This is a genomic window from Campylobacter sp. IFREMER_LSEM_CL2101 (assembly GCF_025771825.1).
Classification (GTDB): domain Bacteria; phylum Campylobacterota; class Campylobacteria; order Campylobacterales; family Campylobacteraceae; genus Campylobacter_D; species Campylobacter_D lari_C.
Genome location: NZ_JAKMQZ010000008.1, coordinates 40959 through 55728, shown reverse-complemented (window position 1 = coordinate 55728; position 14770 = coordinate 40959). Strand labels below are relative to the sequence as shown.

Sequence of the window (14770 nt, the reverse complement as noted above, 5' to 3'; positions counted from 1 at the left end):
AAAAAATATTCCATACTAAAAATATTTAGCTAAAACCATCTCTAAGCTTGGTTTTTCTTGAATTTCTTTTTCAAAATTCACCTTATCTTCTTTATTATTATTGTTTTTTTGTTTTTGTGGATTATTCTGCTCTTTTCTTTCTTGGTTGTTAAAATTCATTTCTAAATTTGTAAAGCCCATATTTACAAGAGCATTTTTAAACTCAGCTTGATGTTGTATGAAAAGATTTAAAGTATTTTGATTAGAATTAAAGCTGATGTTTAGGTTAGATCCTCTTTGGACTAAAGTTACTTCTACTTCTCCAAGATTGTGTGGGTTTAGAGTTATACTAAAGCGTGTTATAGGCGCTTTATAACTTTCTAGTTTTTCTTTAAATTCTTGAGCAAAATCATTGAAAGTTTCTTTCATAGGAATATTTTGATTTTTTACAAAATTATTAGAAACTCTATTCATTTCTTTCACGTAAGAATTTAAATTTTCTTCGCTATGATCTTTTTCATCTTTTATAACTTCTTTAGTGCTTTTAAAAATATCACTAAAACTGTCTGTGTTTTGAGTATTTTTGTCTGTTTTTAATTGTTTGTCTTGAGTGTTTAGTAAATTTTCTAAGTTAATTTTCAAATCTTGATTTTGATTTTGTAAATTTTGGATATTTTTTGTATTTGTTAGTTCGGTTTTTAAATCTTTTGAATTTTCTAAAACAGAACTTATTTTTTTACTAAAGCTATCTTCGCTAGTGGTTAATTTTTCATTTTTTAATATTTCTTTAAAATCTATCTTTTCTTTGTTTTTAATTTCTTTTTTTAAGTTTGGATTTTGAGTTAGATTGATAAGCTCAATATCATTTAGTTTATCATTTTTACTAATATTTTTTATATTTTTTGTGTCTTTGATTTCTTTGCTATCTTGTATTTTTTCTACTAGTTTTTCTTTAAAATCTATGTTTTGAATATTTTCTTTTGCTTTTACATCTTTTTTTGGAAGTTCTATGTTTTTTAAAGCAGAAGAAAGCAAAGAAACACCTTCATTTTCTTTGCTTTTTGCATTTTTGCTTGTATTTGGTTCTTCTTTTAAAAGTTTGGTAATTTTTTGATTGATTAAATCTTGAAAAACATTAGTATTGTTTTGTTTTTGTGGTTCAATTAAGTCTTTATTATTTAAATTTGGTGTTTTAAAGAAGCCTTTTTTGTCAAGATTTGGAAAGACTTCTTTTAAATCTTTAATTTGCTCAAATTTTATATTTTTGATATTTAATCCAAGCTCTTTTGCTATATTAAAAAGCTCATTAATATTTTTGATATTTTTAAGCTTGTGTAAGTTTTTTTCAAGAGCTAAAATAGCAGTATTATCTTGGACAAGTTTATTTAATTTTATATCCTTGCTATCGCTTTGTAAAACCTCTAATAAAGAAAGAATTTGCATAAAACTTGCACCTTCAAAAAGCTTTATAGCATCTTTTTCATCTAGTTGAGCTTTATCATCAATGGCTTCTTTTAAGCTCTCGTTTTTATTTTCTTTTTGTGGTGCTTTAAAGTCTTTTGGTAAACTTCCATCTTTTTCGTTTATTGCTTGCAATAAGGAATTTAAAAATTCCTCTCCATCGCTTTGTGAATTAGTACTTTCTTTGCTAGGATTTTCATTTTGTGGAGCGATGCTTAGTAAGTTTAAAGCATCGCCTGCTTGGATATTTGACATTAATTAACCTACTAAAAAATTATTTTTTGCTAAATTTGGAAATAAATTTTGTAATTGTGCTGCACAATCAAGTTTTAAATTTTCATGAGAAAGATTAAAGTTTTTAAATATTACTAACAATTCTTCTATATTTTTAGCATTTAAAACTGCATTTTCATTATGAGCATCATCTAAAATTTCACTTACTTTGCTTGAAAGCTTTGCATAGTTTAGTTCTTTTTCTTCGTTTGAATTTACAACTTCTAAATAATTTAAAAGTTCCATAAAATGCTTACTATTTAAAACTGAAGTTCCTTGTTTTTCTAAGTTAGCGTTAAAGATTTGAGTATTTAGGTTTGACATATTTTTCTCCTTAAAAATAATTCTTATCCAAGACAAAAGCAACAAGTGTTCCAATTTGCTAATCTTAATTTTTAAGCATTTTTTTTATATAATATTAGATTTTAAATTTAAGACTTTGGAGAAAAACTTGGATAATATTAGAAATATAGCCGTTATAGCTCACGTTGATCATGGTAAAACAACAATGGTAGATGAGCTTTTAAAGCAATCAGGAACTTTTAACGAGCGTGAGCAAATAGCAGAGCGCGTAATGGATAGCAACGATATAGAAAAAGAAAGAGGTATTACTATACTTTCTAAAAATACTGCTATTAATTATAAAGGCACCAAAATAAACATCATAGATACTCCAGGCCATGCTGATTTTGGTGGTGAAGTTGAGCGTGTGTTAAAAATGGTTGATGGAGTTTTGCTTTTAGTTGATGCGCAAGAAGGGGTTATGCCTCAAACTAAATTTGTGGTAAAAAAGGCTTTATCTTTAGGGCTTAAACCTATTGTTGTTATTAATAAAATTGACAAACCAGCTGCTGATCCTGAAAGAGTAATCAATGAAATTTTTGATCTTTTCGTGGCTTTAGAGGCAAATGATGAGCAACTTGATTTTGCAGTGGTTTATGCAGCTGCTAAAAATGGTTATGCAAAACTTGCACTTGAAGATGAAAGCACTAATATGGAGCCGTTGTTTAAGACTATACTTGAGCGCGTACCTGCTCCAAGTGGTAGTGATGAAAATCCTTTACAGCTTCAAGTTTTTACTCTAGGTTATGATAATTTCGTTGGTAAAATAGGAATTGCAAGAATTTTTAATGGTAAAGTAAAGAAAAATCAAAATGTAATGCTTGCTAAGGCAGATGGTTCTAAAATCAATGGAAGAATTTCAAAACTTATTGGTTTTATGGGTCTAGAAAAAATGGATATTGAAGAAGCAGGGACAGGCGATATTGTAGCGATTGCAGGTTTTGAAGCTTTAGATGTAGGAGATAGCGTTGTAGATCCAAACAACCCTATGCCACTTGATCCTTTACATATAGAAGAACCAACTTTAAGTATAGTATTTTCAGTAAATGATGGTCCTTTAGCGGGTACTGAAGGCAAGCATGTAACTTCAAATAAAATCGCAGAACGCTTAGAAGCTGAGATGAAAACTAATATTGCTATGAAATATGAAAGCACAGGTGAGGGTAAATTTAAAGTAAGCGGAAGAGGCGAGCTTCAAATAACTATCTTGGCTGAAAATATGCGTAGAGAAGGTTTTGAGTTTTGTATGGGAAGACCTGAAGTTATCGTTAAGGTAGAAGATGGAGTTAAAACAGAGCCGTTTGAGCACTTAGTGATTGATGTGCCTGATGATTTTACCGGGGTTGTGATTGAAAAACTAGGTAAAAGAAAAGCTGAAATGAAAACTATGACACCAACTGGAGATGGCCAAACAAGACTTGAGTTTGAAATTCCTGCGCGTGGGCTTATAGGATTTAGATCGCAATTTTTAACAGATACCAAAGGCGAGGGTGTGATGAACCATAGCTTTTTAGAGTTTCGTCCATTTAGTGGAGCAGTTGAAAAAAGAAATAATGGTGCGTTAATTTCTATGGAAAATGGTGTTGCGCTAGGGTATTCTTTATTTAATTTACAAGATAGAGGGGTATTGTTTATCGATCCTCAAACAAAAGTATATACAGGTATGATTATAGGTGAGCATTCGCGTCCAAATGATTTAGATGTTAATCCGATTAAAGGTAAAAATTTAACGAATGTTAGAGCAAGTGGAAGTGATGATGCAATTAAGCTTGTACCACCTAGAAAATTAAGCCTTGAAAGAGCATTAGAGTGGATAGAAGAAGATGAGCTTGTAGAGGTTACTCCACAAAATATTAGAGTTAGAAAAAGATATCTTGATCCTACTCAAAGAAAAAGAATGGAAAAGGCTAAGTCTTAATGGATTTTGAAGCCATAAGACAAGCTTTAAATAAAAGACTCAAAGCTTTGCAAATTTTAGCATTTGCTGAAGCTTTGGTTATATTTTTTCTTGCTTTTCAATTTAGTAAGGATGTGATTATAGCTTTGTTTTTTGCTGTTTTAGCAGGAGTTTTGTTTTTTAGAATTTTAGGAAGAAAGCTTATGTGGGGACGCAATGAGCTTGTATTTAAAATGTGTGAGGAATTTTTAAAGCAAAACAATGCTAAATTTGACAAACAAGGCTTTGATCAAAAAGATTTTGAAAAAATTACTTTTGATTTTTCTTTAAAAACTTATCATTCTCAAAATTCTTTTATTTTTGATGATTTTATTCTTTATGATGTGAAATTTAAAGATGAATTTGGGAATTTCTTTTGTGGAATTTTGCTTTATAGTAAGAAATTAAAAGAAGATATTAACTCAAATGAAAGTATTTTTGAAAAAGTAAAGGATAAAGAATTTTCTACACAAAGAGTTTTGAAAAAAGATGATTATTTGCTCATAGCAAGTTTGAAAAATCCTTTTTTTGCTGATTTAAAAATTTCAAGCGAGTTAAATTTTAAACTTTTTAGAACTAATTTAGAAAAAATTCAAGCTTTTATACATGATTAAGTTTAGCTTACTTAATCATTTTGTTCTAAATTATTAATTTCTTGTATTTTTAAATTCTCATTTTTTCCCATTAAATTTTGTATGGTTTGGATTTGCTCTTTAGAGGCATAGCTTATGTCTTTTAAAACTATCCAAGTGATTTTTTGATTACAAGGCTTGTTGAGTTTGTTTTTAAAGATATAAAAAGATTGAAGATTGTTTGGTAATAACTCATTAGCACTTAAGCCTTGAACATAAAGTTTATCGCCTTCTTTTTTAGGAAAAGCACGGATGATTTTTTTAATAAAAGGATTTTCCGCACCTTCTTGTAAAAACAGCACAACCACTGCTATATCACCTTTTTGACTTACATGACTAAAATGAATTTCTAAAGGATAAGATTTTTTATCAATAGAAATCTTTGATGGACTATGGAAGTGAAAATGAGATAAATTATAAGCTGTATTATCTAGCATGATATGACTTCCATTGCTTGCAAAATGCATTTTTATGGTATAACCATCATTTATTAAGCCAAAAGAATCATTTGAGTAGTTAAATTCTAAAGAATGATTTTTGTTTGTAGCCTTTTTACTGTTTATATTGATAAAATCTTGATTTAAACCACTTTCACAATAAATCCAGTTTTTATCTAAATTTTTCCATTTGTCTTTGTCTATGAAATTTCCATGTGAGGCATTTTGAGGCATTTGCTCATAGGCAAAAAGCATGCTAGTGGTAAATAAACCAAAAAGTATTTTTTTAAAACTCATAATATTCCTTTTTTAGCATAATTATAAAAAAACATCCCCTATAAAAAGCTTATGTTTAAAAATAATTATATTAAAATTAAATATTTATCTTAAAAATTAGCAAGATTATTCTTTACCATCTTTAATAGGCACAAAAAGGCATTCATCTAAAACTTCTTTGCTAATCTCATCATCTTTTTTGGTAAATTTAGTGATGAATTGTTGATTTCCTATGAGTAAAGGAGCTACTAAAATTCCATTGTTTTCAAGTTGATCAAATAATACATTTGGGATATGCTCTATATAAGCTGAGAGTAAAATTCTATCATAAGGTGCATAATTTTTCCAACCATTTTGCCCATCATCAAATTTTACATGAATATTAGCATAGTTTAGTTTTTTAAATTTTTCTATAGCGCTAATCGCAAGTTTTTCAATGCGCTCTATGGTAAAAACTCTTCTAATAAGCTTACTTAAAATCGCAGCTTGATACCCGCTACCACAACCTATTTCTAAAACACTATCAGCATCTTTAAAATCAAGCGCCATAGTCATTTTAGCCACGGTTAAAGGCGAGCTTATCCATTGATTACCCATTAAAGGAAGTGCATCAAGTCTATAAGCATGCATTTTTAAAGGTGAGAAAATTTCTCTTGGAGTAGAACAAAAAGCTTCAAATAATTCTTCATTGATGAAAGTATTTTTGCGAATTTCTTCTGCCATAGTTTGGCATTGTTTTTGTTCAAATATATGAATCAATAAGCACTCCTTGATAAAAAGCGTTATTTTATCTTAAATTTTATTTATCTAGCTTTAAAATCCTTAAGGCGTAAAAACGCCTTAAGATTAATCAAGTGTATAAAGGATGTTTGATCCATCTTGATAAGATAAGATGTGCATTTTGCCATCTTTAAAGAATAAGCTTCTTGCGTTAGTTATATTTTCTGGATAAGAAATAGTTTTTACAACTTCTTCTTTATCTAGATCAATTACAGCAATAACATTATGTTTTTTACTTAATGCATAAATTTTACCATCTTTAAATGCCATTGAAGTTATATAAAGATCGCCTAAAGTTTTTCCTTCTTTTAAGTTAGCTTTAGGAGTAAATTCAGCTGAAAGAACTCTATCTGCTAAAGAAATTTTAGAAATTACAAAAGTTTTTGCGTCTTTATTGTTTGGAACAGTTGCTGTGTACATATATTTTCCATCGGTAGTTGTACTTAAGATATGGTGGAATTTAGCTCTAACTGTATCAATTCTACCACGACCCAAATCCTTGCCAGTTCCTTCAAATTTATCTGCACCTTTCATAAAGTGTGCATATTGTAAAGCATCATCTGCGTTAGGATTTTGAGCAAATCTTAAGAAAGATTTATTAGAACCCATTAAGATGTATTTGTTATCTAAATAAGGGATAATTCCTACGATAGGGTTGATTGTAGCTGAAAAATATGGATCTAAAACAAAATCAACTTTAGTGCTAAAATTATTATCTAGGAAAAATACTTCCCATTTTGAACTTGCAACATACTCTCCATTGATATAATCAAGTGTATTGATAGCTTTAGGGAATTCTATTTTGGTTTCGCTAGCTATTTTTAAGCTCTCATCGATATTTGCAAATGGAGCATTACTAATATTATTATCAAATTGAATACCTAGTTTCTCGCTAGCAGGTGCAAAAGCAAAATCAGGTTCTTTTACATCGCGTGCTCCAAGTATAGAGAAACTTTTCCAGCTTTTACTCCAACCTGAATCAGACCAAATGATGTATTTAGGATTTAAACTAAAACGAACTGGATCGCCTTGTCCGCTATATGGGATAGGACCAGTACTTACAAAAGCTTGGAATACATTTGAAGCTACGATAAAAGCAACAATAACCATAGCAGCTAAGTTAAATTTGGTTAGTTTTCTAAAGCTAGCTCCTTCCATTTCTTTTTCAAAAGAACCAAATTTTGGAGCAAAAGCAAAAATAACACCAAGCAATAAAACTACAGCCCAAAATACTACTTCAGCCCAAAAATAAGTATGTAAGCCAAAAATAGGTAAGCCAAAACCTTGATCAAGATCACGATGCGCATGCCAACTAACATGGTTGAATGATTGCCATAAACCAAAAGCAGTTGCGATTAAAAGGAAAGCTAAAAATTTACCTTTCACACCATAGCGCACAATAAATAAAGCCGCTACACCGATGAAAATCATTGATTCTCTTTGACCCCAACAAGAAGTACAAGGGCTATCACCTAGCATATAGCCAAAAATTAAGTTTGCAGTTCCAACAGGCATTAAGATAACTAAAAAGCCTGCTAAACACATTAAAAAGTAAAAGAATTTAGTTTTGTTAATATCACACATATTTGCCACCTTATAGATTCATTAGGCCTAAGATTGCGCCTGATTTACGACCTAAATAGTCAAATACCATAATAGCCCATGAAATTACAAGTATAGAAAAAGCTAGTTTTTCTTTTTCTGGTTTAACTATCATGAGAACTATGGCGATAAAGATTAACAAAAGTTCTAAAAACTCCATAATTACTCCTTATAAATAAAATAAAAACCGCCGATTTTACTATATTAGAATAAATAAAAATAAAATATTAAATTAAAAAAGAGATTTGATTTAAAAAGTATAAAAAATGAGTAGTTTTGTGACTTAGAAGTCATCAAAACTTAAGCTTCCTTTGGAGTAATTTGTAACTTTGCTTTCAAAGAAATTGCTTTTTTGATCATTAAATTTAGAAAAATCATCCACCCATTTAATAGGATGTTTTGCATTATAGATTTTATCAAGATTAATAGCAATTAGTCTTTGATCAACAAGATAATGAATATATTCTTCTATAATATCATCTGTAAAGCCCATGATTTGATTTTGAGTGATGTATTTACCCCATTTAATTTCAAGTTCGCCTGCTTTTTTAAACATATCATAGATTTTATTTACATTAGTGTCATTAAATAAATCAGGTCTTTCTTTGCGTACAGAATTAATCATATTTTGAAATAATAACAAATGTGTAATCTCATCTCTTTGTATAAAGCGTATCATTTGTGCTGATCCTAGCATTTTCCCTGCACGCGCTAAAGCATAAATAGCAGTAAAACCACTATAAAAATATACTCCTTCTAAGATTTGATTTGCTACCATTGCAAGCAAAAGTTTATTATCATCCACTTCACCGGCTAATTCTTCATAAATGCTTGAAATGAAATCATTTTTTTCTCTTAAAGTCTCATCATGTTTTTCCATTTCATAAATTAAGTCTGTATTTTCACAGATTGCTTCAACCATTACTGCATAAGATTTTGAATGGTTTGCTTCTTCATAAGCTTGTCTTGCTAAAACTGCATTGATTTCAGGTGCTGTGATGTAAGGATTAATATTATCAGCAAGATTGTTTGTTTGAAAACTATCCATTGAGATAAGTTGAGACCAAACTAAATCATACATTCTTTTTTCTGCTACGGTTAGATTACAGCGATAATCAAGCGCGTCTTTGGTTGTATCTACTTCTTTTGGAAACCAAGTATTTGCCTCCATTAAATCCCAAAGCTTTAAAGCCCAAGTGTATTTTGCTTTAGTAAAATTTAAAATCCCATGAGGATTACCATTAAATACTTTTCTATCATTTAAAGTTTCGTTTGATTTTGGGTTGTAAATTCTTTTTCTATTCATTTTTCTACCTTTGTGACAATAACGCTTTGACTTAAAATATCATGCAAAGCCAAAGTATCTTTTCTTAAAAAACTTACCAAAAAGCCGATTAATAAACCAAAACTTACGATAAAAATCATATAGCGTAAGAGTATTCTAAAAAAATTAAGTTTTTGGCCATTTTTAAGATCAATTAAATATAAATCATAAGCTTTAAGTCCAGGACTTTGAGCTTTTTTTGCTAAAAATAAGGCTTGTAAAAGCCCAAAAAGCAAAGAACATAAAAAAATTATAAGTTGATTGTTTAAAAAGGCTTCTTTAGAGCCAAGTGTAAAATAAAATAAATATAAAACAGGCACATAAAGCAAAAATAGATCAATCAAAAAAGCTTTAAATCTTAAAAAGCGAGTAGCTATTTTTGCTTTAGTTTTCATTAGTTTCCACGACTACCAGGTTTGATAGCTTTGGTGCCTTTTTCACAAAGTGGACAAGCATTTGCTTCATAAATATCAAATTCAAAATTTCCTAGTGCAAAAAGTGGTAAGTTTTCAGGCAATTTTGCATTTTCTTTTCTTGGATTATTTAAATTTTTTACCGCGCAAAAACCACGATTTGCTAAAGCTGCAAAACCTACTACTTTTCCACCTAAACTTTCGATGATTTTTGCACTCTCAAGTGCAGAACCACCTGTTGTAATAATATCTTCACAAACGATAAATTTCTCGCCTTTTTTTACTTCAAAACCACGTCTAAGACTCATCACTCCTTCTACGCGCTCAGTGAAAATAAAGCGTTTATCGCAAGCTCTAGCAAGCTCATAACCTGCTAAAATTCCACCCAAAGCAGGAGAACAAATACTATCAAATTCAATGTTAAAACTAGCAATAACTTTTGCAAGCTCATCACAAAGCTCACCTGCTAGTTTTGGATTTTCTAAAACTTTAGCGCTTTGAAGGTAAAACTCAGAGTGTTTTCCTGAGCTAAGCAAGAAATGTCCTTGTAGGTATGCTCCACAATCTTTATAAATTTGTTCTAAGTTCATTATCAAACCTTTAAAAGTTCTGCTTCTTTATTTTTAACTAATTCATCTACTTTTGCTGTGTAGCTATCAGTTTGTTTTTGAACCTCATCATAAGCTTTTTTAGCTTCATCTTCTGAAATTGCTTTATCTTTTTCTAGTTTTTTAACTGCATCATTTGCGTCTTTTCTAATGTTTCTAATGGCTACTTTAGCTTTCTCTCCCATAGCTTTGGCATTTTTAGCATTTTCTTCTCTTTGTTCTCTTGTCATAGGAGGGAAGAATAATTTTACACTTTCGCCATCATTGTTTGGATTTACTCCTATATTTGCTGCGGCTATAGCACTTTCTATGGCTTTTAGCATTGATTTTTCCCAAGGAGTAATGCTAATGGTTGAAGCATCGGTTGCTAAAACTGTTGCTACTTGATTAAGTGGGGTTGCACTACCATAATAATCTACATGAATATGATCAAGTATATTGATATTTACTTTACCAGTTCTTATAGTGGTAAAATCTTTTTTTAAAGCCTCTAAGCTTTTATCTGATTGTTGTTTTTGCTTGGTATAAATTTCATTTAGCATGATTTTTCCTTTTTATTTGCTAGTATTACTTTCGCTAATTGGGGCACTTGGTGCAACTGGAATGCTAGTTGTGTTTGTTTCAGGTGCTTTTGGCAAAATTTGTTCTGCTTTTTCAGCAAGTGAGTTAGAATTAGCATTATTATACATATAGCTTAGAGCAATTGTATTAGCAATAAGTAAAACACCCATTACAAAAGTAAATTTAGCTAAAAATCCTGCAGGACCCTTTGCTCCAAATAAACTTTCATTACTTCCGCTATAAGCTCCAAGTCCTATGCTTGAACTTTTTTGTAATAAAACTGCAATACAAATAATCACAACAATTGCAAATTGCAAAATAATTAAAAGAGTAGTCATGAATTTTCCTTATTGAAAATAAAATGAGTATTTTAACTTAAAAAGTTTGATAAAAACTTGAAAGAGGTAAAGAAAATTTGCGAGAAAAAATCTCGCAAATTTTTATCTGCTATTAAAGCTTCTTAAAATATTAAGAAGAGAGATGAAAAGGTTGATAAAATCAAGATAAAGTGCAACTGCGCCTTCGATCGGTGTTTCATAATTTCCTCTAATGATGTTTTGAGTATCATAAAGGATATAAAAAGAAAATAAAATTGCACCAATACCAGAAATAGCTAAACTCACAAGTGAGCTTTGGAAAAATAGATTAATTAAAGAAGCTACTACGATAACGATTAAAGCTATAAAAAGCATTTTTCCCATCATAGTGAAATCTCTTTTTGTATTCATAGCAAATACACTTAAAGCACCAAAAGCTACTGTTGTTAAAGCAAAAGCTTGAGCAATAATGCTAGCCCCTGCAGGAAGCGCTAAAACTGAATATAAAAGCGGTGTTAAAGTAAGCCCTGAAACAAAAGTAAAGGCAAAAAGCAAAATTAAATTAAGCGGAGCTTCTCTTTTTTTCCATTGCAATGCAAACAATAAACCAATTTCAACGATAAATAAAATCCAAAAAGTTGCTTGAGATTGTGCAAATAAATGCGCTAGGGCAAAAATTCCTATGTAAGCACCCGCTGTTGCAGCTAACAATGAAGCAGCAAAAAGCTGATAAGTTTGTTTTATAAAAATGCTTAAATCACTTCTAGCATAACCTTCAAATTCTTGAGTTTTAGAGTTAGAATAATCTCTATCATAAAGACTCATTAAAATCCTCCAATAATTTTTAAAACTAAAATTTACAAAAAAAAGATAAATGAAAGATTAAAACCACATAAAAATACAACAAAAAATAAATTTATAGATTTATTTTAAGTAAAAATAATTTAGTATAATGTTTTATTAAAACCAAAAAAGGACTTTTCTTGAAAGACTTGATCGAAGGTGCTTTAAAATTTATGCAAGAAGATTTTAAAGAGCATGCAGAGCTTTTTGAAAGTTTAAAAAACAAGCAAAATCCTCATACGCTTTTTATAGGTTGTGCTGATTCAAGGGTGATACCAAATTTAATCACTAATACAGGGCCAGGGGAGCTTTTTGTTGTTAGAAATATAGGCAATATAGTCCCACCTTATAGAGTAGGAGATGATTTTTTAGCAACAACTTCAGCTATTGAGTATGCTTTTAATTCTTTACATATAAAAAATATTATAGTTTGTGGTCATAGTAATTGTGGTGGCTGTGCGGCTTTATATGCAAATAAAAATGATTTAAAAAATATGCCTAATGTTAAAAAATGGCTTACCTTACTTGAGCCTATAAAAAATAAGGTTTTAAAAGTTGCGGGTAATGATTTAGCTATGCGTGCTTGGATGACTGAAAAAATGAATTTGGTAAATTCTTTGCAAAATTTATTAACTTATCCAGGTGTTGAAGAGGCTTTAAATAAAAAAGAAATTGAACTTCATGCTTGGTATTACATTATAGAAACAGGTGAAATTTATGAATATGATTTTAATTTTGAAAATTTTGTTTTAATTCAAGAGAGGGTAAAAAAAGTATGAAAAAGATTATTAGTATTGTTTTATTTTTTTTATTTATTAATACCTTGCAAGCGCAAGAAAAAAATATTTTAGAAAATAAAAATAGTATTTTTGCCCTAGTGCAAAATTATATAGAGCTTAATTTACTTTTGGAAAGCTTTAAAAATAGTGATACAAATAGTAGCGAATTTCAAGATAATATTAAAGAAATAGAAAAACAAAAAGCTGCGATTTTAACTACTTTACCTTTAAAAATGGTATCTCAAAAAATTGATGATAAAGAAGCAAAAGATTTTTTAAAAACTAAAAATGCTTTACAAAAAAGTGTTGAAAATGCTCAAGCTAAAAAAAGATATTATGATTATGTGGATAATAAAATCAAACTTTTAAATTTAACTTCCGCGGAGCATTTTTATTTATGTATCTTTGAATTAGAAAAAGTTTTTATCGAAGGAGCACAAAGTCAGACTATAAGAAGCATTATTGATAAAAGTATTGATGTGCTTAAAGAAGATATGGTGTTTAATTTTACCTTAGATAAAGAAAAAATTAATGATATTGCTCAGCTTAGAACCTTAGAAATCAATGAAAATAATTTAAGAAATGCTATTAAATCTTATAATGAAATTTTAGTTTATCTAAGAAACAATGCAAATTTACTTGAAACTAACTTTTTATTTGCAGGTTTGGGCTTGCAAAATGCAATTAATTATATCAATGAACAAATTTCTATTAGTAGTGTAAATGTTGGAAAAATAGTTATTTCTATTGTTGTAATTGTCTTTTTTTATTCTTTGAAGTTTTATCTAGCAAAGATTTTGTATTTTATACTTATACGCTTGCTTGGAAAAAATTCAGATAATATGGAAATAAAAACTTATTTTCTAGAAAAGCTCCAAGGGCCAGTGGGTTGGTTTTTGTTTGCTTATGCTATAGGAATTTGTTTTACTATTTTTTACTATCCTGCGCCTGTTGATGTAAGAATTGGTAATATTTTATCAATTGTTTATGTTATTTTAACTGCTTGGCTTGTGATAAATATCTTTGATAGTTATGGCATGGTGATAGTAGCAAAGCTAGCTGAAAAAAGTGGCAAACGTGAGGTAGTAAATTTAATCATTAAAATTTTATATTTTATCATTATAGTGATAGCTGTTTTATTTGTTTTAGCGCATTTAGGGTTTAATATTTCAGCATTGATTGCATCTTTAGGTATTGGTGGTTTGGCTGTAGCATTAGCAGCTAAGGATATTATCGCAAATTTCTTTGCTTCTGTGCTTTTGCTTTTTGATAATAGTTTTAATCAAGGTGATTGGGTGGAAATTTCAGGTGTAGAAGGAACTATAGTAGAAATTGGACTTAGAAAAACTACTATTAGAACTTTTGATAACTCTTTAGTATTTTTACCAAACTCAACCATCATGGGAACAAATATAAAAAATTGGAGCAAAAGAAAAATAGGGCGTCATGTAAAATTATTTATCGGTGTAACTTATGATGCAAGACCTGAGCAACTTGAACAATGTGTAGAAGATATAAGATATTTATTAGCAACTAGTCCTTTGATAGCTCAAGTTGATGATAGTGCGCTAAATCATGGTGGAACCCGTGCTAGATACAGACAAAATTTAGTTTCAGTAAATGACTTAGAAGGGTATAAAAACAATACTTATGTGGCTGTGAGTGGTTTTGGTGCAAGCTCCATTGATATAGAAGTATATTTTTATACTAAAGCAGTAGATGCTGCAGGTTTTAGAGAGGCAAGACAAAGTATTTTGCTTGAGTTGATGAAAATTGTTGAAAGAAATAAGCTTAGCTTTGCTTTTCCTTCACAAAGCCTTTATATAGAAAAAATCAACAAAGAAGATAAAGAAGAGTTATTATCTTAATAAGCTCTTCTTTGATCATCACATTCTACTATAATTTTCTCAGCGATGATAATACTTCCATTTTTACTACCCTTAACTTTAACAAGACTTCCTTTTTTTAAATCTTGTACGTTAGCTTGTTTTTTATTGCTTCCAAAAATTCCACAGCTATAAATATCAATGCGTGTTTGGGGTAAAACCGTGATGATTAAATTATTGTCAAAACTTGTTTGAATGCTTAATGTATTTGCAGTGGTGTTTTTTAAGATACCTTGAACTTTATAGGCAAATGCAAAAGTGCTAATGCAAATTAATATAAGAAAAAAACGCATTAAAATAACTCCTTTTTAGGAGTTATTT

Annotated in this window: 17 protein-coding genes; 4 read left to right on the top strand and 13 right to left on the bottom strand. The window is 29.5% G+C overall.

The genetic code is table 11. From position 1 onward, the window contains the following. Window positions 1–15: 15 nt before the first annotated feature. Together L8V88_RS06090 and L8V88_RS06085 are read right to left on the bottom strand one after the other, a co-directional pair. Window positions 16–1695 carry a flagellar hook-length control protein FliK gene (locus tag L8V88_RS06090; protein WP_263727246.1) on the bottom strand — a complete coding sequence of 560 codons (1680 nt, stop codon included), beginning with the start codon at window positions 1693–1695 and terminating at the stop codon, window positions 16–18. Between the two features lie 3 nt (window positions 1696–1698). Continuing rightward, complete coding sequence (locus L8V88_RS06085; protein ID WP_039619431.1) at window positions 1699–2037, bottom strand: hypothetical protein; 339 nt, start codon at window positions 2035–2037, stop codon at window positions 1699–1701. 127 nt (window positions 2038–2164) lie between these two features. Here L8V88_RS06085 and typA point away from each other — a divergent pair, with 127 nt between their 5' ends. Beyond that, window positions 2165–3973, top strand: a complete 1809-nt coding sequence (gene typA, locus L8V88_RS06080; protein ID WP_220567072.1) for a translational GTPase TypA — start codon at window positions 2165–2167, stop codon at window positions 3971–3973. Next, window positions 3973–4605: a poly(A) polymerase gene (locus tag L8V88_RS06075; RefSeq protein WP_263727245.1), complete on the top strand. Its 633-nt coding sequence runs from the start codon at window positions 3973–3975 to the stop codon at window positions 4603–4605. Before typA ends, L8V88_RS06075 begins: the two co-directional genes overlap by 1 nt. 11 nt (window positions 4606–4616) lie before the next feature. Here L8V88_RS06075 and L8V88_RS06070 read toward each other — a convergent pair whose 3' ends face one another. The 10 genes from L8V88_RS06070 to L8V88_RS06025 form a co-directional block, all read right to left on the bottom strand. Then, a complete protein-coding gene (locus L8V88_RS06070) occupies window positions 4617–5357 on the bottom strand; it encodes a carbonic anhydrase family protein (RefSeq protein WP_263727244.1) in 741 nt (246 codons plus the stop codon). A 105-nt stretch (window positions 5358–5462) separates the two neighbouring features. Beyond that, the gene (locus L8V88_RS06065; protein ID WP_263727263.1) at window positions 5463–6092 is read right to left on the bottom strand and encodes a protein-L-isoaspartate(D-aspartate) O-methyltransferase; all 630 of its coding nucleotides are present in this window, start codon (window positions 6090–6092) and stop codon (window positions 5463–5465) included. A 90-nt stretch (window positions 6093–6182) separates the two neighbouring features. After that, a complete protein-coding gene (locus L8V88_RS06060) occupies window positions 6183–7700 on the bottom strand; it encodes a disulfide bond formation protein B (protein WP_263692707.1) in 1518 nt (505 codons plus the stop codon). Between the two features lie 10 nt (window positions 7701–7710). Further along, entirely contained in the window at window positions 7711–7878 is a 168-nt protein-coding gene (locus tag L8V88_RS06055; protein WP_039619427.1) for a hypothetical protein, read from the bottom strand. Between the two features lie 123 nt (window positions 7879–8001). Next, on the bottom strand, window positions 8002–9024 hold the full coding sequence (locus L8V88_RS06050; RefSeq protein ID WP_263664043.1) for a ribonucleotide-diphosphate reductase subunit beta: 1023 nt from the start codon (window positions 9022–9024) through the stop codon (window positions 8002–8004). Next, on the bottom strand, window positions 9021–9437 hold the full coding sequence (locus L8V88_RS06045) for an RDD family protein (RefSeq protein ID WP_263724439.1): 417 nt from the start codon (window positions 9435–9437) through the stop codon (window positions 9021–9023). Before L8V88_RS06045 ends, L8V88_RS06050 begins: the two co-directional genes overlap by 4 nt. After that, entirely contained in the window at window positions 9437–10045 is a 609-nt protein-coding gene (gene pyrE, locus L8V88_RS06040; protein WP_263727243.1) for an orotate phosphoribosyltransferase, read from the bottom strand. The genes L8V88_RS06045 and pyrE overlap by 1 nt, the downstream gene beginning before the upstream one ends. A gap of 2 nt (window positions 10046–10047) precedes the next feature. Then, the gene (gene frr, locus L8V88_RS06035; RefSeq protein WP_257397221.1) at window positions 10048–10605 is read right to left on the bottom strand and encodes a ribosome recycling factor; all 558 of its coding nucleotides are present in this window, start codon (window positions 10603–10605) and stop codon (window positions 10048–10050) included. A 12-nt stretch (window positions 10606–10617) separates the two neighbouring features. Continuing rightward, window positions 10618–10962 (bottom strand): preprotein translocase subunit SecG, encoded by a 345-nt coding sequence (secG, locus tag L8V88_RS06030; protein ID WP_133319019.1) that lies wholly within the window; start codon window positions 10960–10962, stop codon window positions 10618–10620. Between the two features lie 102 nt (window positions 10963–11064). After that, window positions 11065–11766, bottom strand: a complete 702-nt coding sequence (locus tag L8V88_RS06025; protein WP_039619421.1) for a Bax inhibitor-1/YccA family protein — start codon at window positions 11764–11766, stop codon at window positions 11065–11067. 158 nt (window positions 11767–11924) lie between these two features. On the opposite strand from L8V88_RS06025, the gene L8V88_RS06020 reads away from it, so the two are divergent. Next, window positions 11925–12563 carry a carbonic anhydrase gene (locus tag L8V88_RS06020; RefSeq protein WP_263727242.1) on the top strand — a complete coding sequence of 213 codons (639 nt, stop codon included), beginning with the start codon at window positions 11925–11927 and terminating at the stop codon, window positions 12561–12563. After that, on the top strand, window positions 12560–14431 hold the full coding sequence (locus L8V88_RS06015) for a mechanosensitive ion channel family protein (RefSeq protein ID WP_263727241.1): 1872 nt from the start codon (window positions 12560–12562) through the stop codon (window positions 14429–14431). Before L8V88_RS06020 ends, L8V88_RS06015 begins: the two co-directional genes overlap by 4 nt. Here the strand turns inward: L8V88_RS06015 and L8V88_RS06010 are convergent. Beyond that, window positions 14428–14742: a hypothetical protein gene (locus L8V88_RS06010; RefSeq protein WP_263675006.1), complete on the bottom strand. Its 315-nt coding sequence runs from the start codon at window positions 14740–14742 to the stop codon at window positions 14428–14430. The two genes, L8V88_RS06015 and L8V88_RS06010, sit on opposite strands and share 4 nt — an antisense overlap. Between the last annotated feature and the right edge of the window lie 28 nt (window positions 14743–14770).